Source organism: Pseudoalteromonas sp. SWYJZ98 (genome assembly GCF_015864495.1).
GTDB classification, from domain to species: Bacteria; Pseudomonadota; Gammaproteobacteria; order Enterobacterales; family Alteromonadaceae; genus Pseudoalteromonas; species Pseudoalteromonas distincta.
This window is the reverse complement of record NZ_JADYXA010000002.1, coordinates 252,401-276,471: the sequence shown is the minus strand read 5'-3', so window position 1 is coordinate 276,471 and position 24,071 is coordinate 252,401. Positions and strand designations below refer to the sequence as shown.

The following is a 24,071-nucleotide window of genomic DNA, read 5'->3' as shown; positions in this document are numbered from 1 at the left end:
CCCAGTATGGCTAATATTTATTCAAGTCCAAAAGCACTCGCGCCTAAATCGGCACTGCTTACGATATTTCTAAATCCAGTAAATAATTCACGACCTGTACCAAATGTTGCACTTGGCAGGCTAAGCTCTGCTTCACGCTTAGCAAGTTCTTCGTCGCTAACATGTACTTTTAATATTCCGTTTGGTGCATCAAGCGTCACTAAATCGCCTTCTCGGATTTTAGCAATAATGCCGCCTTCTACTGCCTCTGGTGCTAAGTGAATAGCAGCAGGTACTTTACCTGATGCACCCGACATACGACCGTCAGTAACAATGGCTACTTTAAAGCCTTCATCTTGAAGCGTTGCCATTACTGGCGTTAACTTGTGTAGCTCTGGCATACCTTTCGCTTTAGGGCCTTGCTCTTTTAGCACGGCAATAAAGTCTTGGTTTAATTCGCCACGAGTGTATGCATCTTGCAGAGCACTTTGTGAACTAAATACTTTTGCAGGAGCAGTAACGGTTTGATGTTCTTCAGCAACAGCTGACACTTTGATAACAGCTTTACCTAAGTTGCCAGTTAGAAGTTGCAGACCACCTTGCTTACTAAATGGGTTACTCACTGGGCGAAGTACTTCTTCATCGTGCGAGTTTGCTGGGCAATCTACCCATTTAACTTTAGTTGGGCCAGTTGAGTCGCTCATGATCAAGCTATCGTCTTTATCCAAACGAGGCTCTGTCATGTATGGTGCTAAACCATCGCCAAGCATTGTTTTAACGTCTGTATGTAAGTAACCAGCGCTTGCTAGTTCTCTCATTAAGAAACCCATACCGCCTGCTGCTTGAAAGTGGTTTACATCAGCTGAGCCGTTAGGGTAAATACGTGTAAGAAGTGGTACAACTTCTGATAAGTCAGACATATCTTTCCACGTAACCTGAATGCCGGCAGCTTTTGCTATCGCAACAATATGGATTGCATGATTAGTAGAACCACCTGTAGAAAGCAGGCCTACTAAACCGTTTATAATCGTTTTTTCGCTGATCACATCGGCTAAACACGGGCTTTCTTTATCATCTATAAGCTGCTTAAGCATTGTTTCTACAGCATTCCCTGTAAGGCCATCGCGAAGCTCAGTGTAAGGGTTAATAAACGAGCTACCTGGAAGGTGTAAGCCCATTATTTCCATCAACATTTGGTTTGAATTGGCAGTACCGTAGAACGTACATGTACCAGCGCTGTGATAAGACGCACTTTCAGCTTCGAGTAAGTCTTCGCGGCTCACTAAACCTTGTGCAAACTTTTGGCGAATACGTGCTTTTTCTTTATTCGGAATACCTGATTGCATTGGACCTGCTGGTAAAAAGAACACAGGTAAATGACCAAACGACAATGCACCAATTAATAAACCAGGAACAATTTTGTCACAAACGCCTAAACAAAAAACGCCATCAAACACATCGTGCGAAAGAGAAATTGCTGTAGACATAGCAATTACATCGCGAGAAAAAAGTGAAAGTTCCATGCCGTCACGCCCTTGCGTAACACCATCACACATTGCAGGCACGCCACCAGCAACTTGAGCTGTAGCATCGTATTTTGTTGCAATTTCTTTAATTAAATCTGGGTAGTCTTTGTATGGCACATGAGCCGATAACATATCGTTATATGAGTTGATAATAGCAAGATTTGGCTGCTCATCTGCCTTTAAGCGCGCTTTGTCATCACTGCTACATGCAGCCATAACATGGGCTATATTTCCACAACCTAAACCGGCACGAACTCTTGTTTGTTTTTTTGCGTGCGAAATGCGATCTAAATAATCTTGACGGGTATTTTTACTGCGTTCGATAACGCGCTGGGTAACTTCTTGAATACGAGGATGTAACATAATTTAACTCATCTCTATTAGTTAGAGGATAAAGGCTCAGTAGCAACTACAGACTCCACGTAAATAACTGTACTGAGCATCTTTGATTTACCCGTTCAAAGGTACGCTACCAGGGAGCCTCTCACAACAACCCTGACACCGGTGTCACTGTATTAACGCATAGCAATGACACCGGTGTCAACCCCGGGTAACAAAAATAGTTTAATATTTTAACATGACCGAATAATGACCTAATTGATTTTTAGGCACAAACCATGTTTTAGCAAGTTCAGAGTAAAAAAAGCCCGAATAAGCGTCACTCATATTCGGGCTACTGTGAAAGTGTTTTAAACTCACTATTTTATTGCTGAGGTAGACTCGCGTGTAATCAAGCGCGACTCAAGCGTTACCTGATACGGCTGCTCTTGTGGTTGAGCTATGTGTGAAATAAGTTGCGTTACGGCTTGTTTAGTCATTTCTTCAACGGGCTGTGCAATCGTTGTTAACCCAGGCCAAATATGACGTGCAATGGGCGCATTATCAAACCCAGCTATTGAAATGTCATCAGGCACTTTTAATTGGCGCTGAGTTGCTAATTTAAGTACGGCAGCCGCCATGTAATCGTTTGATGCAAATACAGCGGTTGGCCTAGGGGATAAATCTAATATGCTGCGTGCACTATCTACACCTGAGTGATAACTAAAGTTACCCTCCTCGACTAAGCGCTCATCAAATTCTATACCATGGCTTGCAAGTGAACGCCTGTAACCTTTAAAACGTTGTTGCGTGGCACTGTGATCCGGGTGCCCTTTAATAAAAGCTATAGATTTATGACCGAGGTTAATTAAATGCTCGGTAATCTCAAATGCGCCTTGCTCGTCGTTACTACGCACTGAAATTGAATCATCTTGTAGTAAAGCTGAAGCAACTCTTGCATAAGGAATTTTTTTAGATTTTAAAAAAGAAGCAAGCTCAGCAAAATCACCAAAAGGAGGTGTTAGCACAATGCCATCTAATCGAGAAGTTTGTAGTAATTGCTCAATATTATTTATAAGTGCTTCACCACGAAACTCACAAGGGTGTATCAATAAATTATAATTGTTTTCTTTACACGCTTCTAAGGCGCCCGTTTGCACTCGGGTAATATAACTTTTACTTGGGTTATCGTATAAACAGCCAATAATAAAGCTACGATTTTGAGCAAGACCTCGTGCAATTGGATTTGGGGTGTAATCAAGCTCTTTAAATACCGCAAGCACCTTTTCTCGGGTGGCGGCACTTACATTAGGCTCATTGTTTAACACGCGTGAGACGGTTTTTTTAGAAACCCCTGCATGGCTTGCTACACTATTTATGGTTACTTTTTTCATCTGTCCATTATCCAAATACAACCTGTAAGACAAAAGCCCTATTTGCTATTGTGTAAACACGCAGCAGCGCCAATAAGCGGTATGTTGTCTTGTGTTACGAGTGTTACAGGGATTTGTCCTGCGTACTGCGACATAATACCCTTTTGCGAAAATCGTTCAACAAAACGACTCTCAAGAAGTCTCGCTTGCATACGAGGTAGTATTCCACCGCCAATAAATAATCCACCTAACGCGCCATAAACAACCGCTAAATCACCGGCAACACTGCCAATCCAATCACAAAACTGGTTTAAGGTTGCATCACACACATCACATTCACCACTATTTGCAAGGCTGCTAATTTGTGCGGCATCTAAATTTTTAGCTATTACACCCTTAACCGCAGACATTGCTTTGTATAAATGCGCTATGCCAGGACCTGAAAAAACTGTTTCGATAGAAACATGGGGATGATCTTTACGTAACTCATTTAATAATAAAGTATCGAGTTCATTAACAGGTGCAAGTGATATATGCCCCCCTTCTGAACTTAGCACTGCGGTAGATTGAGACGTTCTAACTAAGCACGCGGCACCAAAACCAGTACCTGGACCTATAACACCAATGTTTGCGTTATCATCAGCTTGACCTGATTTAACAATGACATTTTGTTTAGGATCTAAGTAAGGGGCAGCGTAAGCAAAGGCAGCAAAATCATTAATGACTTCAAGTTGTTGTAAATCAAAATGAGTTTTAAATTCACTGACGCTAAAATGCCAACCTAAATTGGTTAAATGCACTTGCCCGGCTTTTATTGGCCCTGCAACGGCTAAACATGCGCGTTTGGGGGCAATATGTGGGGCTGTTAGCAAATATTGCTCGAGCGCACTTTCAAGAGAACCAAAGTTGGCACTAGGAAAAATATTAATGTGCTCTATTATAAATTGGTTAGTCTGTTCATTAAAAGCAGTTATTAAAGCAAAGCGGGCATTAGTGCCGCCGACATCAGCAACTAAGATGGGATCAAATTGGGCAGAAGCGTTTGGGCTCATAGTATTATCTCTTTTGTTAAGCGACTCATGCTTATTATTTTACAATGGTGTACCATTGTTATTTATACTTTGAGCTATCACCTCAAAGTAGCTATCACAGTAAAAAATGCTGCCTATAAAGATATAGACAGCGAATACGTTTTGACAACAAAATGATAAAACACTGACATTATGACACCGGTGTCAGGAATTTATCAATAAAAATATACGTTAATTCACAAAAAGCTTGAAATTATTCATCAATAAACGAAAATGACACAATTATTTATCAATTTAATTAAGTTGTAACAATGAAAGGTAAAGCTACCTCATTTGATATTGCCCACTATGCAGGGGTATCTCAATCGACTGTATCTCGCGCTTTACGTAACAGCCACCTTGTTAATGAAGAAACACGCAAGCGTGTTTTCGATATAGCTAAAAAGCTTAATTATAAAGTTGATAAAAATGCGAGTAACCTTCGCACTCAACAAAGTAGTACGCTTGCATTATTGTTGTTTGAAGATCCCACTTCTGACGAGTCCCAAATAAATCCTTTCTTCTTAGCCATGCTTGGCAGTATTACCCGTGCTTGCGCTACAGAAGGTTACGATTTATTAGTTTCATTTCAATCGGCCAGTGCTGATTGGCAAGCAGACTACGAAGACAGCCACAGAGCCGATGGCATTATTTTACTCGGGTATGGCGATTACATTGATTACCAACCAAAATTTAACACCTTACTTGAACAAAATACTAAGTTTGTTTGCTGGGGTGCAACGGTAGATAACCGTCCCGATTTAACTGTTTGTTGTGATAACTACGGTGGCGGTAAGCTCGCCGCTGAGCACTTTATTGCGCATAGCAGAACTGATTGCGCTTTTATTGGTGATGCATCTGATCACAGTCCTGAATTTTTTAGTCGATTTCAGGGTTTTAAGGATGAGCTATTGGCTAACAACGTTAAAATAAATGAGCGTAAAATGGCTAATGCTATCTCTACTGAAGAATCTGGCTATCACGCCACACGCTCACTAATTGCTAATAATATTAAATTTAACGCCTTATTTGCTGCAAGTGACTTAATTGCTATAGGGGCTATACGCGCACTTAAAGAAGCAAATATCAACGTGCCGAAAGATGTTGCGGTTGTCGGCTTTGATAATATAGCCATTGCAAGTTATGTAAACCCACCACTAACTACAATAGAGCAAAACACCACTATTGCTGGGCAAATGTTAGTAGAGAACCTATTAAAACTGATACGTGGTGAAGAAGTTCAAAGCACCCTGTTGCCTCCTATTCTCATTCCTAGAAGTTCAAGCTGAGCCGGGCTGATAAAATAAAGTAGAATTTATAAACGGTTTTAATTGGAAGTTACAACGACACTAATTTATTCAGTATATTTTTATCCATTCATTTCACTTTTCTTTCTGATCTATTCATATCTCATGAAAATTCAAAATTTAGATATAAAAAAAGCCTCTAACGAGGCTTTTTTATTAAACAACTTTTAACTCATACTAACAAGTTATTAGAAATCGTAAGACGCTGATAATTGAATTCTACGAGGAGACTGGTAAGACTGAGCTAAACCAAATGTAGCATTTCCATCGCCAGCAGCTATTTCTGCAGCTTCGTCGTAACGAGTTTCAGTAGAAGCATCAAATACGTTAAATACATCCATAGCTAAACGAACTTTCTGATCGTTAAAGCGAAGGTTATAAGTAAAGTTAAGATCTAAACGTGCTGTCCATGGTGTAGTACCCATGCTGCCACGAGGGAAACGTTTGTCACCTACATAGTAAGTATCACCATATTGGTATTGATCAGGATCTGGAGTATAACCTTGACCTAAAGCAGTCCAAGGACGTCCAGATGCGATATTAACATTAGCACCAATTAAGAAGTCTTCTGTAACAGCAAAAGCACCATAAATTTTAATGTTATGACGACGATCTGCAGGTAGATTACCATTAGCACCATCCATTAAATAAGGGTAATCCCAATCTTGCGTAAGACCAGCATCATCTTGACCATTATCAGATTTAACAAAACCTTCTGTATTACCATAGTTGTGAGACCATGTGTATAGCGCTTTTAAAGACCAAACCTGATCCCATGTTTTCTCTAATGTTAAATCAACTGATGCGTATTTACGCTTAGCTTCCGGGTAACCTAACTCTTGTGCAGTAAAGCTATATTCTTCAGTGGTACCGTCACCATCAAGATCGAAATTGAAAGTAGCGCCATTACCAGGATTAAATAAGAACCAGTTCTCACCTAAATATTCACCATTTTCATCATTAAAGATATAAGAACCATCATCAATTTGATTACCTAAAACACGGTAAGTTGCCTTGATACCCCATGACCAATCATCATTAATTGCTGCTTGATAACCAATCATATACTCATCGTTATACATTGGTTCAAGATCTTTATCAGATAAGGTATTTGATGGTTTCGCAGTACCGTCACCACCATTAGAAATAGCAGGATCACCTAGCTGAGTACCTAAACCTACAGGAGTACCGTCAGCATTTAAGCCTTCATAGGCGTACCAAGTTTGGATAAATGTTTCTGCACCCGCTAAACGAATATTTGTATTAGCTGCTACTGGTAGGTAATAACGACCAGCAGTGAAGAATAACTTACTATCGCCATCTCCATTAATATCCCAAGAACCACCTATACGAGGGGCAATTTGGTTATCAATAGAAACAAACTCTTCGCCATCTGCATTGTAGTTAGTAAAACTATCATTACGAAGGCCTAATGTTAATGTTAAATCTTCAGTAACTGACCATTGATCTTCAATATAAATAGCCCAGTTTTCTACTTCAAACGAACCGCCATTTTTATAATCGCGTACACGTGTTGTCTTCATTTCTTCAGGTAAGACATAACCATTAGCCAGCCTTGCGCCTTCTTCATATGTACGATAATAGTAGTAAACGCCACCAGAGTTTTGTGTTGTTGAATCAGCTGTATTAGTTTCAGAATCATAGCCAAATCTTAACGTATGCTCATCGTTTAGGTAGTAATCAAAGTCAACTCGCAATTGCTCACGTTTATCTTCATTTTCACCAACAGTAAAGTTTACATAACATGTAGTATCCTCACCTAAATCGGCATCATAACCTGTAGGACAATCATCGAAGTCTGAGTAATCAGTTTCTGAAAACTTAACTTGGCCAAACATTGCTGACATACTTAGATCATCTGTAAGGTTACCAGTATAGCGAACTGCAAAACTTTCTCCGCCTCGCTTATGATAAGCTGTACCACCATCTACAGTATAATTACCATTTCCTTGAGGATCTGAAATTGTTTTTTCTGAATAAGTGCGTTTGTCACTAAAGCCCCAAAGCATTAGTTGATGATCTTCGTTAATATTCCAATCAAAACGAGCTAGGTAATATGGGTCATCATCTTTTTCAACTGTTAAATCTGTTTGAGATGCATTACCGTATTCGTAGTCATTATCTCTTGCAGTGTAAATACCATAGAAGAATAATGTGTCTTCAACTATCGCACCTGAAGCATAAATACTTGTTTCAAATGAATTGTCGTAGTCGTCTTGGTTATTAACATATAAATCACCAATACAATGGCCATCCGCGTCTTCACAGCGATCATTTTGCTTGTAAAGTGAATCAGGAGCTTGCTCACTTAACGAGTCAGATGAATAAATCGTTTCAACACCAAAGTGAAAATCATTAGAACCAGATTTAGTAACTGATGAGATTAAACCACCGGTAGTACGCCCGAACTCTGCAGAATAACCACCCGTTTTAACTTGGAAGCTATCGTACGCGGTAAATGGGATTGTTGCACCGCCAAGACCATTTCGGAAATTAGTCATATTTAGACCATTCACGTAATAAGCATTTTCAGCTACAGAAGCACCACCAAATGAAGCTTGGTCGCCAAAACGACTATCCCCTTCAGTTGCGCCTGGCGCAAGCAATGCAACTGAAGTTACAGAGCGAGATATAGGTAAAAGTTCTAGTTCTTCAGAGCTAATATTGAGTGAAGATTCTGATGCAGAAACATCTATCGCACGAATAGAACCACCGACAACTGCAATTCTTTCGATATTACCTGTAGTTAGTGGAATTTCAATAAGAGCTGTTTTACCAACTCCTATTACTACATCTTTAACTTGAGCTTGGTCAAAACCAGCTTGTGAAACTACTATATTATACTTGCCTACCGGTACCTGTTTTAGATCGAACTCGCCGTTAGAATCTGCAATAAGCGTTTTTGAATAACCTTTAGTGTCATCTGTTATTGTTATTGTTGCACCCGCTAGCGAAACACCTGACTGAGCCGTTAAGCTACCTTTTATAGCGCCGTTAACGTTATCTGCCATTGCAGGCATTGCCGCACTCAACGTCATTGCAACTGCTGCTGCAGTAAATGAGCGTTTAAATGTCTTAGAAAAATTGTGGTTCATCTTGATTTATCCCTAGATAATTAAATTATTATTTTTTATGTATTACATTATTTAAATTCACATAAAAATTACTTATATAAATTAAATAACACCTCTTAACCTACAAGAGAAACAAATTAATAACACAACGAAAACGAACTTACCAACTAAATGCGACAGAAATTAACAGAAAAACAATCAACAAAAACAATAAATCAACATAAGAACAAAGATAAAACCAAAAAACAGAACGGCAAACATAATATTTACATAACCATCTATGCATAATTATTTACGAGACCAATAAGCCAAATTTAAAAAGTGAGTTTAAGACATCAACATCGCAAGGCTTTAAAGTTAAAACAGGAACAAAAACCACACAAACATTTCATTATTCTATGAGGCATATAGCAACGATTAGTTAGCATAAATATTCAAAACAGATTCACCCTAACCGAGGTTATTGTAAAAAACAAAATTAATTTAAGTAAAAAAAAAGCTTCAAATAGAAGCTTTTTTTCATGTTTCGTAATTTATAAAACCTAATTAAGTGACTCGCCAACCACTGGATAATAATCCCAAACTTGTTTATCACTGAGTGAGCGTACCAGCTTAATGTATTCTGCATGAGTCCATGCAAGTGGTGTTGCTGAATTTGTGCCTTCACCTAGCTCATACCCAGCTTTATTTTCACCTACACCATCCCATACTTGCTCTGGTAGCATCATTCCATTATTGGCAAATTGCTCTAACCCTTTAACATAGCTGTTTTTAATTTGCGCTTGTTTAGCATCATCAAGGGCGTTGTTTGCGTTAGCTGCAGCTATTTCATAATGCCCACGTTCACCTGTGAAAAATGGCCAAACACGACCACGTTGGCCTGGTGTATTACTGCCATCCTCTGCGTAATTAGTACCTGTTACTTCATCTTCGCCGTAGCCATCATTACCATAGCGGCGGTAGCCTGCAAATGTGCCGCTGCCGTCGTCAAAGCTAAAGCTGTATTTAACCTGTAGGTTATCTTCAAGCGTTTCGTCATCGTACTCAGGCAGTGTTTTAACAATGCTTTCGTCGTTAGCATCACGTACGCCATAGCGTACTAGCTCTAAGAAGCCGCCATCTAAAATTTGCTTTTTATTAAACCCTTCGCGGCCATTATTAGCGTTAATTTTAGTGTTTGAGTTTGCATCGGTATCTTGGCCTATACGGATAAAGTATTCACCATCACTATTTTCGCCGTTTAAGTTACCTTTAGTGGTAAACATTTGCGATTCAATATCGTTGTTATACTTTTTAGCCGTAGCTAGGTAACGCTTTGCGTTTTTATCATCACCGCTAAGCGTTGCGATATCGCTTGCGGTAATAAGGCCTGCCACTATTGCTGCAGTTGTAGAAGGCGAATAACCACTTTGCTCTTCCCAGCGCTCTTGTTGGGTTGCCGGTGGTGTAATTTGCGTGTCGTTCCACAAAATTTTAGCAAGTCCCCCCTCAACCAAAAAATCAGCCGCGGGTTTTAACATTTTTCCGTACCAGCTTTTTAGCTCTTCATCACTAAGTACATTGGCTTTATGTAACTTCCAAGCAAGCATAATAGGCATAGCTGTTTGGTCAAGCTGTACGCCGACCCATTCTAATTCACCATCGACGTGCGTTTTTTGTAAAAACCAGCCTGTATCGCCTTTATTACCTGGTGTTTTGCTATTTACTTGCACTTTTTCAAGGTATTCAAACGCTGTTTTTGCTGTGGCAGTATCGCCAAGCGCCATAAAGGCCATGGCTACTTGATAAAAGTCGCGCACCCATACCGCTTTATAGCCAGTAGAGCCCTCTTTAGCCGAAACCGTTTCGCCCCATGGATTAGATAGAGAAGCAATTAATGCCCCTGCGTGTGTTTTATCTTCTTGTGCTTTTAGAACCATGGCGCTGGTGTATAAAAGCTTACCGTTATCGGCTGTTTGTTCAATCATTTTATTGAGCGGTTTGAGACTTTGTAGGTAATCTTCCCAGCCTAGCGCTTCACCTTTACCGTTATAGTGATCAAGCACCGCTTGGTACCCTTTTGCTAAGCTTTTTTCGCCTTGCTTTATACTTTGCTGCTGCGTTTTACCAAAACTAAGTGCTAAATCAAAGGTGGTATTCGCGCTTATGTCGCCAAGCTCTGCAAGCATGCTTACATTACCTGCTGTATCGCCGGTATTTGTGTATTGTGTATTTATAGATTGCGTAGTTTTAAGTGCGTTAATGCCGTCACTTTTTCCTGTAAACCCTACCGTTTTTGCTTTAAATGGTGATGTGGATTGAAGTAATAGATAGTTATCATCGTCCCATGCTACAAGCCCTTTCTCTGTTGTTTTAGCGAAGTCACCTAGCCCGTTATTATTAATATACGGATTAACAGACACATACGCTTTTAGCCCTTCAAGCTCAGTGTTAAATACACTGCGTACAAATAATGTTTGCCCATCTGGGTCAGTAAAAATGTGTTTTTCTAGGCTAAAGCGGCCTTGTTTATCAGTGCTTGTTACTTTGTAGGCAAGCGATAACGGGCGACCTTGTGCATCTTTATGTAAGTAATCAATGGTGACATCTAAATCATCAGCTTCACTAACGGTAAAGTCTTTACCTGTTACTATAAATTGCATGTCTTTTATTTGTGCCTGGTGAATAAGCCCAAACATGGTTTCGGTGATCATACCTTTAGCGATTGAAAACCATACTTTAGATACATCCCCCGTTGCAGCTGTATCAGTGTATTGGCCGTTTTGGTATTGCTCGTACGATGTACCAATACCGGTTTTACCCGCGTAAGCCCAAAATGGTTCAGCACCTGGGGCGCCTGGTGCAGATTTAATCTGTGCGCCGGTACTTTCATTGGTTGTGCTTGTGTTTTTAGCGCCACAGGCGGTTAAACCTAACGTTAAAAGTGAGGCGGTTATAAGGTTATATTTTTTCATTGTGTGTCCTTAATGTGAATTTTTAACGCGCATTACTGCAACGGCAGCGACAACGAACGAGGCTGCACCAATTAACAATGCGTAAATAGGCTGATTAGAAAATACGTGGCGTAAAATGAGCCCTAAAATGCTGGCGGCAAGTAACTGAGGTATAACTATAAAAAAATTAAAAATACCCATGTAAACGCCCATTTTATTACTTGGCAGTGCGTTACTTAGCATGGCGTAAGGCAGCGATAAAATAGACGCCCACGCAAACCCCACCCCAATCATAGGAATAAGTAACATTTTAGGGTCTTGAATAAACATAAAGCTTGCAAGACCTAATGCGCCCAGCAATAAATTAAAACAATGCGCGCCTTTTAAGCCCATTTTTTTAACTAAAAACGGAATACACATAGCGGCAATAGCTGCAAAGCCATTGTAGGCGGCAAATAAAATACCCACCCAGTCTGCACCATCGTTAAATGCTTTAGAGGTTGCATCGCTACTACCATAATGAAAGCTTGTTACTGCTGCGGTGGTATAAATCCACATGGCAAATAAAGTAAACCAGCTAAAAAACTGCACCCATGCAAGCTGCTTCATGGCTTCTGGCATTGTAAATACATCTTGTACTACTTGGTAAAAACCACCTTGAGTTTTGTTAGCACTTTTAAGCGCTGCTGCAATCCACTGCACAATACCAAACGCTAATAAACCACCAGCTAATAGGTATAATTCTTTTTCAAGCGATAAGCCCATTACTAATGCAAGGGTTGCTAAACCCAGCACTACAAAAATAATGGCGCCTTTATTAAAGTTAATATCAACCAGTTTGCTGGTAGTAGGTTGAGCGCTTTGCTTTTCAAACTCAGCTAATTGCTCTGGGCTGTACTCTTTTGTACGTGCAACGGTCCAAAGCACTGCAACAAGTAGCACCACCCCACCCCAATAAAATGAGTATTTAACAGACTCTGGAATTTGCCCAGGCGCTGCGGTATTACTTACATCAAACCAGTTGGTCATCATCCACGGTAGTGCTGAGGCTAGTACCGCACCAATACCAATAAAAAAGCTTTGTAACCCGTAACCTGTAGCGCGTTGTTTTTCTGGCAGGTTATCGCCTACAAGTGCTCTAAACGGCTCCATGGTTACGTTGATTGACGCATCCATAATCCATAACATACCGGCAGCAATCCAAAGCGTTGGCGAATGCGGCATAATAAATAGTGAAAGCGTTGTTAACACTGCGCCTATAAAAAAGAACGGACGACGGCGGCCAAAGCGCCCCCACGTTTTATCGCTCCAGTAACCAATAATAGGCTGTACGATTAAGCCAGTAAGCGGTGCTGCAACCCATAGAATGGGAATATCATCAACTTGTGCGCCTAATGTTTGAAATATTCGGCTCACATTGCCGTTTTGTAGTGCAAAGCCAAATTGAATACCTAAAAAACCAAAGCACATATTCCATATTTGCCAAAAACTCAGGTTTGGTTTGTTGCTGTCATAATTATTATTTTGATTATTCATGATTAGCCTTATTAGTTAATACTGCGCTGCTAAATGCATCAAGTGTGAGTTTAAATGTAGCGCCTTGCGGGTGAGCTTTAAGCTGGGTGGTGTGATTTTCAAGTAAATCATTTAATAGCGTATTTTCACTCATTGCACCTAATTGTGCCTTTGATAAATTAACCGTAACTATTTGTGGCTGCTCGCTAAAGTTACTTAACACATGCACACTTTGCTGGCCTAAAGAGCGGGTAAAACCAACAACACGTTCACTTCCTACAAGGTTAAGTGCCGACATTTCTCCGCCTACTACAGCAGGTAAACTATTAAGTGACATAACCGCTTTGTAGTAATCACGAAGTGCTACTTGCTCTTTTGTTAAATTAGCGCCATCAAATTTTCCGTTATTCATCCATGCTTGGTGCGCTGGCACGCCAATGTAGTCAAAAATACTGGTGCGTGTGGCTGTGCCAAATCCTGCGTTTTCAGAGCCATCTTCTCCCACATCTTGAGCAAAATATAAAAGCGTTGGCGCGCGACTAATTAGATTAGAAACTACTAAAGCAGGTTTACCCCACTGGGCATTACCTGCAAAGTCTGGACTTGCGATACGTTGTTCATCATGATTTTCTAAAAAGTGCAGCATGTGTGCTTCAATATCAGTAACTTGGCTTTGGGCAGCAAAAATAGTATTAGCAGCTTGCTTACCCTGCATAATGGCTTTTAGTGTGTCATAAAAGCCCACTTTATCGTAAAGGTAGTCCATTTTACCTTGGTGAATATACGCACGGTACATTAGCGGGTTATACACTTCGGCTAATAAAAAGGCGTCGCTTTTTTGCATTTTTATCGACGAATTTAAAAAACTCCAAAATTCTACAGGCACCATTTCGGCCATGTCGTATCTAAAGCCATCAACGCCTTTATCTAACCAAAATAGCGCTATGTCTCTAAATTTGTACCAGCTATTAGGGAGCTCTTTATCTTGCCAAAACTCGTAGTGAGCACGGTAATCCTTGTCTTTATAGTCGTTTGGCAGCTGAGCAAAATCGTAGCTGCCATCAGACTTTACACCGTAATTCACTTTTACAGTTTCGTACCAATCGTTAATGTCGGGTTTTGGTGCACGGGCACCGTTACCTGTCCATTTAGCAGGTGTTTCATCAAAAAAGCCATCAGCAAGTGGGTGAGCTTTTCCACCTAATACGTTATAGGTTGTAGAAGTAGGCACTTGAAATGACTGCCCAGGCACATAGTAAAAATTGTTGTTTTTATCGTACGTTTTACTGGTGTCGTCTTGCGCGCCAAAATCTTCAACCCCTTTAGGCTTTCCTAATGATTGATAATTTCGCGCAACATGGTTAGGCACGATATCAATAATGACTTTCATGCCATGGCTGTGCGTACGCTCAATGAGCTGGCTAAACTCTCCCATACGATTCGTCACGTTAATTGCTAAATCAGGATTTACATCATAATAATCTTTTATTGCATATGGCGAACCTGCTCGTCCTTTTACAACATCAGGATCATCTTGAGAAATCCCATAATCGCTATAATCGCCTACTAAGGCATGGTGTAATACGCCGGTATACCAAACGTGCGTTGTACCTAGCTCCTTTATACCTTTGAGGGCGGCATCGTTAAAGTCGGCAAATTTACCTACACCATTTTGCTCTTTAGTGCCCCATGGCACATTGGCAGTTTCGGTATTACCAAACAAACGGGTAAATACTTGATATACAACCGGCTTGGTAAGCTCATTTTGTGTGTGTGCGGGTGTTTGCTGTTGTTCAGGTTTGTTATTTTCTGAACACCCTGTAGCAATAAGTGCACTACAAAGTACTGCGGGTACATAAACTAATTTTTTCATTGTGTGTCTTTTTTGTCAGTATTGTTATTACTTTATACTAAAGATTACTGCAGCAACCATACAGTTGCTGCATACGTATTCAGGTAAACTATTGAGAGGTATTTATAATTAATACCGTTGCACTCATTGCCGGTAAAGCAACTGTATTACCCAACACCTGTGTTTTGTGGGTGAATAAGTTAAGTGCTTTGGTATTTTTTGGTATTACTTCCTGCATATACTCAATATTCTTAGTTAGCTCTTTTGTGTTTTTATTCATAAATACCAACACAGTTTGCTCGTCGCTAATACGCGCGTAACTATACACGCCTTGTTGAGGCGTAAAATGCACAAGTTTTCCTTTATCAAGTGCTGGGCTGCTTTTTCTAAAATTAAGCAAGGTACTAATTGTTTTGTGCATGTCTTTTTGCTGTTTTGTTAGCCCCTCGCCCGTAAAGGCGTTCCGAGTTTGGCCTTTAAATCCACCCGGGAAGTCTATTCTAATATCGCCATGATCTTTACTTGGGGTGTTATCTAATAGCACTTCCGTACCGTAGTACATTTGGGCTATACCTCGTGTGGTTAAAAATAGAGTCATTGCCATTTTAGTTTTGGCTTCGTCTTGGCCAAGCTCGGTGTATACACGGCTCATATCATGATTATCTGCAAATACCATAATGTTATTAGTATCAGGGTATAAAAAGTCATTAGCTAACGACTCATAGACTTTAACCCAGCCCGTGTTCCAGCTTTCTTCTTCATTTAGCGCTTGAATTACCGACTCTTGCAACGAAAAGTCCATAACGCTTGGTAAGCTTGATGTATATCCATCTTGGTTATGCTTACCACGTTGCCAGTAAGAGGCAATAGCAGGGTTAGAGGTCCACTCTTCTCCTACAATATTAAAATCCGGATACTCTTGCATAATTGCTTTTGTCCAATCGCTCAAAAATGCTTTATCTGAGTAAGAGTAAGTATCAACGCGAATACCACTTAAATCTGCGTATTCAATCCACCAAATCGCATTTTGAGTTAAATATTCGCTCAAGAGTGGTTGGCGCTGGTTTAAATCCGGCATGCTGGCTACAAACCAGCCATCGTTAAACTGGCGTTTATCGTAATCGCTTGCGTGTGGGTCTTGAATTGTTTGGCGGGCATGGCTTGTCGCATTTTTACCATTTTCAAATTCGCCATTAAAGTTGATCCAATCTTTGCTCGGTTTATCCTTCATCCATGTATGCTCTGCACCAAAGTGATTAAGCACCATATCCATTACCAAGCCTATACCCTGCTCTTTGGCCTTTACTGAGAGCGATTTATAAAGTGAATTAGAACCCATGCGTGGGTCTACGTTATAAAAATCAGTAATAGCATAACCGTGATAAGAGTAATCGGGCATGTTGTTTTCAAGCACCGGCGTTAACCACAACTGCGTTACACCTAAATCTTTTAAATATGGCAATGCATTAATAACACCTTGTATATCACCACCGTGTCGCCCTCCTTTAAATGTTGGATTTACTTCCTCCAACATACCGCTCACGGTGTCATTTTGTTTATCGCCATTTACAAAACGGTCAGGATTAATTAAATACACAGTATCTTTACTGCTAAAACCTTCTCGCACAGCACTATTTTTTGTTCTCTCAAGTAAAGAGAAAATGAAATTATTCTTACCATTGCTATTAAATTTTAATGTGCCTGCTTGGGCTGTATCGCTAATGGCTATATGTAAAAATACGTAATTAGGGTTTTCGGTGCGCGTAATATTGGCCAGCTCAACTCCTTGATAAGGTAAAAGCTTAAATTGGGTGTTTGCAATGTTTTGTTCATGCAACATTAGCGTAATTGTATTTTTTTTCATGCCCACCCACCAATTAGCTGGTTCAACGCTAAGAGCATAAGACATGCTTGGTATAGTATATAAACAGATTAAGAGTATTTGCTGTATAAATCGCATTATGACGCCCTTTTAATACTGGCTAAAAATTCTTTGTGGGTAGGAAGTTTTTCAACTGTCGAATTTACTAATGTTTTTAAACTAATAAACAAATCACTTAACTGCTCGTCCGTAAACGAATTAGCAATAGTGCAATAGTCATCAGATATTAAGCCTTGTCCAATCATCACTTGCTGCCATGCTATTTCGGCAAATAACTCATCGTCTTCGCGCATAACCTTACCTGTTTGTTTAAATAGATTAAGTTTATGGATCAGTGAATCCGGTATATCCATTTGCATGCATTGACGCCAAAATGCGGAGTCTTCGCGCACAGTAAGTTTGTAATGCAGAATAATAAAATCACGAATATGCTCTATTTCAGTCACGCTTTGTTTATTAAACTCGCTTGCTAACGCATCGCTGATACCATGGTGTGGAAATAATTTGATCAGCCGTGTAACTGCGCTTTGAATTAGGTGAATGCTTGTAGATTCCAATGGCTCTAAAAAGCCACTTGATAAACCAACCGCGACTACATTTTTATGCCATTGTTTTACACGTCTACCTGTTTTGAATTTAATAAATCTAGGTTCTGTTATTGGATCTGCCGGTAAGTTATTAAGCAACAACGCCTTTGCGTCTTCATCCGATAAGTAACGACTACAATAAACCAAGCCATTGCCTATTCGGCTTTGTAACGGAATTTGCCACTGCCAACCGGCACTGTGAGCAATTGATTGCGTATAAGGTTTTAATTCATCGTTTGATTTTGTTTGTACTGCGATGGCACTATCGCATGGTAAATAATGAGACCAATCTACAAATCCGGTATTGAGTGTTTTCTCAATAAGCAACGCACGCAACCCTGTGCAATCTATAAATAAATCACCGTTGATTTGCTTATTATCATCGAGTATGAGTGTTTCTACATTACCCGTTGCTAAACATTGTGTAACTTCACTAATTTTGGCATCAATGTGTTTTACACCGCGCGATATTGCCAGCTTTTTTAAATATTCAGCGTAAAGTGTGGCGTCAAAATGATAAGCGTAACTTAGCCCAGGTAATTGGGTATTGGGTATTGTGTTTAAGGGAGCAAATTTATGCTGTTTAGCGGCTTGGTAATTTAACGAAAAATCCCATAAATCGTCTTCGCAACCCGTGATTCGACCTTTTAACCAAAAGTTATAAAAGTCGCAAAACGGGAAGTCTTTTCCAATCGGGCCAAACGCATGCATATAACTGTGCGTTGGTTTTTTCCAGTTTTCGAATTCAATACCGAGTTTAATTGTTGCGTTGGTTTCGTTTATAAACTCTTTTTCGTTAATGCCTAATGCGTTATTAAGTTGGATAATAGGTGGTATGGTTGCTTCTCCAACTCCCACGGTGCCAATAGATGATGACTCTATCAATGTGATATTAATTACTTTACCTAACACTTTATTAAGCAGTGCTGCAGTTATCCAACCTGCGGTACCACCGCCTGCGATCACGACGTGTTTTATTGATTTCATCTTATTATCCACGTTTTATTAAATCAAAGTATGATTAAAAAGTTAGGTAAAGTAGCTATAAAAAAGCCCTTGTAAAACAAATTACAAGGGCTCCTACACACAACCTTTATTATAGCTTGTAGCTAAAGCCTAACAAGTAAGTACGACCGTAATCTTGGTAGTCACGAACTTGTAGCGCGTTATCGCCAGAAAGCGATGTAAACGGCTCTTCTGTTAAGTTTTGAACTTGGAACTGAATTGATAACCCTTCAAGGCTTTCAACACCGCCCTCACTAAAGTCGTAGCCTGCTTGAATATCCCAAATTGTTTCGCCTAGGATATCTACTTGTTCAGTATCAAAGCCTAGCCCGTATACATCACCTTTAAAGGCACTACGTTTACGCATGCTGGTGCGCAGCTGAATACCATTCATTTCGTAGTAAACCGTTAAGCTTTGAATTTTGTCAGACAGACCCGGTAGCTCGTACTCATTACCGTTTTGATCTTCAATGTCTGATTCAATACCGGTATGGCTTGCAATTAAACCAAAGCCTTCAAGTGATGGGTGGAATATTTTAAATGGAAGCGCCAGTGATAGCTCGTAACCGTATAGGTCACCCCCACCGCCATTGATTTTACCACTCCCCGTACCCTCAGATGTAGCAGGAATTTCACCTGTTGATGGGTCAGCAACGCCCGACATATCAATTTCGTATGTGCCGTCAAAAATCCACTGGGTTAAATCTTTATAAAAGAATGCAGCAGAGAAGTAACCTTCATCACTAAAGTAGTTTTCGTATGTTAAATCGTAACCAGTGGCCTCTTTTGGCTCTAAATTAGGGTTACCACCCGATACAGACCAGTAGTTACCATTTTCATCAGGTATTGTGTTGTATGACGCATCAATAGATGAATTCATTTCGTCTAAACGTGCACGAGAAATTGTTTTAGCCGCACCAAAACGCACTGTTTGTTGCTCATCAATCGCAAGTGATAAGTTTAAGCTTGGTAATACGTGTGAATAATCGTGGCTAATATTAGTAGGTGAAGCCACTACAATACCATCTACAGTGCTAAATGCATTACCCTGAGATGATTGGTCGGTATGAACATAACGTACACCCACATTACCTGTAAGTGCTAAGCCGCTAACTTCTGCATTTATATTTGCTTGAACAAATGCAGAAGTGATTTCTTCTTTTACAGTCCACGATTTAGTCGCATGACTTGTATTTGTTAAGCTCTCTGCAAGTAAGTCATAATAACCATCGTTAACTAAGCCATTTACGTCATAAGCAATCATGTCGCCCATGCCAATAAAGCCTAAATCAACACTTCCGTTACGGTGCTGTTCTGGCACGCTAAGCATGCCTGGGTTATCAAGCGAAAAGCTAGATAACGTCATGAAGTAACCTTCTGAATCTTTTGTTTTCTCACGTTCTTTGTAAGACATACCAAATTCAATAGAGCTTATGTACTCGTTTTCTAATACCTTTGAAGCGGCTATTTTTAATGTTGATAATTCATCTTCAATAGTAGGTGCATTTATAAAACCGTCTTGCGCTTGGTTTTCATATTCAGTACCAGTTAAACCGTATTTATCGTTAAGTGCAGAGCTTTCACCCCACGAAAGCGGGCCACCTAACTGAATTAAACCATAATCGCTATAATCTAAATCATGTGAAAAAGTAGCCCCAGTGTTACCACCATTAAATGTGTAACCCAAGTTATCTGCAATACCGCGAGCATCGCCACGGCCAGTGCCTGAATAGCTTTCAACACTCCAGATTTTACGTTCTACTTGTGAATAACTTGCATCAAACTCTACTGACCACGAATCGTCAATATCGTATTTAGTATTAAAACCAAAAGCTGTAAGTTCTGCTTCGCGTTCTTCATAGTCATTACGAACTACAACACGCTGTCCTTGGGTTACTGCGCTTGTTATAAAGCCTGACGCTTCATCAACTACTACACTGTTTGAGTCGATACTACCTTGTCCCCACGCGAACGGAACTTCAATACCGCGTAAGATTTTTTCATCTGTAAAATCTACGTATAGCGCATCAAACGTCATACTTAGATTGTCTGTAGGTGCAGCTTCTAAAACAAGCATTGCCGAGTCACGTTCAAGCGTTGATGAGCGCACGTAAGGTTTAGCACCACCTAAAATTGAATAATCGTTACCATTTTCATTGAATTCTGGATAACCCCACGAGTTCCAACGCTTTTCTTGATTTGGTGAACTCATCGTATTTAAAGCAAATGCAACACCAATGGTATCGTCTGCAAACTGGTCAATGTATGAAACTGTACCTCGGTAACCGTCGTCGTTACCGTCTGGGTTTAATTTATCAAAGCTAGTTTGCTCATACTGTCCATTTACTTGTACAACACGTTCGCCTTTACTTAAAGGACGAACTGTTTGCATGTTAATTACACCTGCAATGCCTTCAGCATCAATACTTGCATTTGGCGTTTTATATACAGTTACACCGCTCATAATTTCTGAGGGGTAAAGGTCAAACTCTACGCCGCGGTTATCACCAATAGAGACTTGTTCACGACCATTAAATGTAGTACCACTTTCGTTTTCACCAAAACCACGAATTGATACTCTACTTGCGCGACCATCTAAGCGTTGCGCTGTTAAGCCAGGTAAACGTGCAATAGACTCAGCAATAGATGAATCAGGTAGCTTACCTATATCTTCTGCTGAAATTGACTCAACGACTTGAGTAGAAAAACGCTTTGTGTTGATTGATTCTACAACACTGCCACGAAAGCCTTTTACTTCGATAACCTCAACGTCATCATTTTTAACTGTATCTTCTTGTGCTGCTACAGAGGCAAAGCTTGCTAATCCTGCAGTAGCCATTGCCAACGTTAATATACTTGGTTTGAACATAGACATGATGTTTTTCCCGTTACCCATATTGTGATACTCGCTTCTTTATTTGAGTGATAGTCAAACAGGCGAGCTAATTTTGTTGTCAGGATGGATATTAACGCCAGTTTTATTTTATTAACAACTTTATGCATACGTATTCAACAGTTATAGCATGACTTCAGATTAATAAAAACCTTACCAAACAAACATTAAACAATTGATTTTGTTATAAATAAAATTATTTAAAATGACGCAATCAACATTACATGTAAAATCTACTGTATCAAAAACTAAAAGTTAACAGGACGCAATGTAAACAAAGTGAAACTAATTAGTATCGCTATTCAAAATAAGAAATATTAGACACAATTCAAATGTTTAATTGGTCAGACCATTAAATTCAAACATAAAATATATTTTCTCTTGTATGACAAACCGTTATGTTTAATAAAAGTCAGAAAGTAAGTGAGCACCATAATTGGTAAAAACCCAACACATAAATAAAACACCTTTAAACTAGCTATAAGTACTTATTTTTAATAATTTAATTGCGTTAATTTTAGTGCATACGTATGCAGACTTTTTACAGTGCACAAGGCTTCACGTATGCTTTTTGCAAATAACGTGATTAATCGTAATCACAAATAAAAATAGTCTAAATACTGTGTGGAATGAAGGAGAAAAGCATGACCCAAAAGCAGTGGTATAAAGGTGCGGTTATTTATCAAGTTTATCCGCGTAGCTTTCAAGATAGCAACAACGATGGCATTGGTGATTTAAGAGGGATTATTAATCGTATTGATTACATTAAAAGCTTAGGCGTTGATGCTATTTGGATTTCACCTTTTTTCAAATCGCCAATGAAAGACTTTGGCTATGATATTAGCGACTATCGTGACATTGACCCGCTTTTTGGTGACCTAAATGATTTTGATGAGCTAATAAGCGAAGCCCACACTCGTAATATTAAAATAATTATTGATCAGGTGTTAAGCCATACATCAGATCAACACCAATGGTTTACTGATAGCCGTGAAAATCAAAATAACAGTAAAGCCGACTGGTATGTTTGGGCTGACGCAAAAGATGATGGGACAGCCCCAAACAACTGGCTATCTATTTTTGGTGGTGGTGCTTGGCAGTGGGAGCCTCGTCGCGGGCAATACTACCTACATAATTTTTTAACCGAACAACCGGATCTTAACTTTCATAACCCAGATGTTCGAAAAGCTGTGCTTGATAATGTTGAGTTTTGGCTTAAAAAAGGCGTTGACGGTTTTAGGCTTGATGCAATTAATTTTTGCTATCACGACGCGCAATTACGTGATAATCCGGCTAAACCAAAAGATAAGCGCCAGGGGCGTGGTTTTAGTGAAGATAATCCGTATGCATTTCAGTACCATTACTACAATAATACTCAGCCTGAAAATATTGAGTTTATGCAAGATATTCGCACATTACTTAATAAATACCCAGGTACTGTATCGCTTGGCGAAATCTCATCAGAAGATTCATTAGCTACAATGGCGCAGTACACCCAAGGTGGCGACAAACTGCACATGGGTTATAGCTTTGAGCTATTAACAAATGATTACTCAAGTGAATATATTAGAACTACGGTTCAAACTCTAGAACAACGTATGACTGAAGGCTGGCCATGCTGGGCATTCAGTAATCATGATGTAGAGCGCGTAGCGAGCCGCTGGAGCGAAAATGGCGAAGTAAACCCTCAACAATGTAAAATGCTAACCGCCCTATTAGCTTCTCTTCGTGGCAGCGTGTGTATGTATCAAGGTGAAGAGTTAGGTCTAGGTGAAGCAAGTGTGGCATTTGAAGATTTACAAGACCCATACGGCATTACATTTTGGCCTAATTTTAAAGGGCGTGATGGCTGTAGAACACCAATGCCTTGGGATCTAGCTGATTCATCTCATGCAGGTTTTAGTGAAGTAAAACCTTGGCTACCCGTTGATAATGCACATAAGCAGCAATCAGTAGCTATACAAACAGATGATAATAACTCAATTTTAAATGCCTACCGTGAGTTTATGGCATGGCGAAAAGGTCAAACAGTTTTACTTGAGGGTGATATTGAATTTATTGAAACGCCAGAGCCTGTGCTTGCTTTTTATAGAACGCTTGGAAAGCAAAGAATGCTTTGTATGTTCAATCTCAGCGCTAAGCAAACAAGTATTGATATGCCAACATCAATCGTTAAAGAATACACCGAGCTTAGCCACCACAGCGCAAAGTTAGACCAAGGCACCACAACGCTTGAGCCTTACGCATGTTTTTACGCTCAGTGTTAATCACTCAAAAGTTGCGTTTAATATTTACCTAAGTGCGTTACACACGAAAAAGCCCAAGCTATTCACTTGGGCTTTTTTGTATTTAACGCATTCTAGTGACTTTTAGTTTCACCATTTAGACATTCAGTTAAAGCAAATAATACGGCTGATATTACAAACTTAAAATATCCTCATAGTAGAAATAAACAATGACGCTTATCCATTTCATTTTTGAACCTAAGAAATCAATTTTCCCTAAAACAATCTAAAGGTTATTAATATAAAGCGTAGAATCAGGTTTTCGTAGCTACTAAATATATTACTCCAGCTAATAATGCTGTACTTACTAAAGTTAAAAAACTGACAAGTAAATTACTCATCCTCACGATAAAAAAATTTCGTTATCTTTTATTTCAATTTCGATTAAAAATCAGTATACCAACAGAGTTGTTCTGAATTGGGCACTACTGATTTATACCTAACCTTAAAC

The 24,071-nt window shown here is 39.6% G+C and carries 12 protein-coding genes; 2 read left to right on the top strand and 10 right to left on the bottom strand.

What is annotated here, in order from left to right:
- Window positions 1-17: 17 nt before the first annotated feature.
- The 3 genes from edd to glk all read right to left on the bottom strand — a co-directional run bounded on the left by edd (window position 18) and on the right by glk (window position 4,248).
- Entirely contained in the window at window positions 18-1,868 is a 1,851-nt protein-coding gene (gene edd, locus I6F10_RS02870; protein ID WP_197098410.1) for a phosphogluconate dehydratase, read from the bottom strand.
- A gap of 335 nt (window positions 1,869-2,203) precedes the next feature.
- Window positions 2,204-3,217, bottom strand: a complete 1,014-nt coding sequence (locus tag I6F10_RS02865; protein ID WP_002959752.1) for a LacI family DNA-binding transcriptional regulator — start codon at window positions 3,215-3,217, stop codon at window positions 2,204-2,206.
- Window positions 3,218-3,255: 38 nt separating this feature from the next.
- Complete coding sequence (gene glk / locus I6F10_RS02860) at window positions 3,256-4,248, bottom strand: glucokinase (protein ID WP_197098409.1); 993 nt, start codon at window positions 4,246-4,248, stop codon at window positions 3,256-3,258.
- Between the two features lie 290 nt (window positions 4,249-4,538).
- Here glk and I6F10_RS02855 point away from each other — a divergent pair, with 290 nt between their 5' ends.
- Window positions 4,539-5,555, top strand: a complete 1,017-nt coding sequence (locus I6F10_RS02855) for a LacI family DNA-binding transcriptional regulator (protein ID WP_197098408.1) — start codon at window positions 4,539-4,541, stop codon at window positions 5,553-5,555.
- Window positions 5,556-5,761: 206 nt separating this feature from the next.
- Here I6F10_RS02855 and I6F10_RS02850 read toward each other — a convergent pair whose 3' ends face one another.
- From I6F10_RS02850 to I6F10_RS02820, 7 genes are all read right to left on the bottom strand, one after another.
- Window positions 5,762-8,689, bottom strand: coding sequence for a TonB-dependent receptor (locus I6F10_RS02850; RefSeq protein ID WP_197098407.1), 2,928 nt, complete (start codon window positions 8,687-8,689; stop codon window positions 5,762-5,764).
- Between the two features lie 521 nt (window positions 8,690-9,210).
- Window positions 9,211-11,622: a glycoside hydrolase family 15 protein gene (locus I6F10_RS02845; protein WP_197098406.1), complete on the bottom strand. Its 2,412-nt coding sequence runs from the start codon at window positions 11,620-11,622 to the stop codon at window positions 9,211-9,213.
- 9 nt (window positions 11,623-11,631) lie between these two features.
- Window positions 11,632-13,137, bottom strand: a complete 1,506-nt coding sequence (locus tag I6F10_RS02840) for an MFS transporter (RefSeq protein WP_197098405.1) — start codon at window positions 13,135-13,137, stop codon at window positions 11,632-11,634.
- Window positions 13,130-14,989, bottom strand: a complete 1,860-nt coding sequence (locus I6F10_RS02835) for an alpha-amylase family protein (protein WP_197098404.1) — start codon at window positions 14,987-14,989, stop codon at window positions 13,130-13,132. Before I6F10_RS02835 ends, I6F10_RS02840 begins: the two co-directional genes overlap by 8 nt.
- A gap of 88 nt (window positions 14,990-15,077) precedes the next feature.
- Window positions 15,078-16,877 (bottom strand): glycoside hydrolase family 13 protein, encoded by a 1,800-nt coding sequence (locus I6F10_RS02830; RefSeq protein WP_442448579.1) that lies wholly within the window; start codon window positions 16,875-16,877, stop codon window positions 15,078-15,080.
- Window positions 16,878-16,927: 50 nt separating this feature from the next.
- Window positions 16,928-18,424, bottom strand: a complete 1,497-nt coding sequence (locus I6F10_RS02825) for a tryptophan halogenase family protein (RefSeq protein ID WP_165724085.1) — start codon at window positions 18,422-18,424, stop codon at window positions 16,928-16,930.
- 109 nt (window positions 18,425-18,533) lie between these two features.
- The gene (locus I6F10_RS02820) at window positions 18,534-21,317 is read right to left on the bottom strand and encodes a TonB-dependent receptor (protein WP_165724083.1); all 2,784 of its coding nucleotides are present in this window, start codon (window positions 21,315-21,317) and stop codon (window positions 18,534-18,536) included.
- A gap of 662 nt (window positions 21,318-21,979) precedes the next feature.
- On the opposite strand from I6F10_RS02820, the gene I6F10_RS02815 reads away from it, so the two are divergent.
- The gene (locus I6F10_RS02815) at window positions 21,980-23,602 is read left to right on the top strand and encodes an alpha-glucosidase family protein (protein WP_002959736.1); all 1,623 of its coding nucleotides are present in this window, start codon (window positions 21,980-21,982) and stop codon (window positions 23,600-23,602) included.
- The last annotated feature ends 469 nt before the right edge of the window (window positions 23,603-24,071 follow it).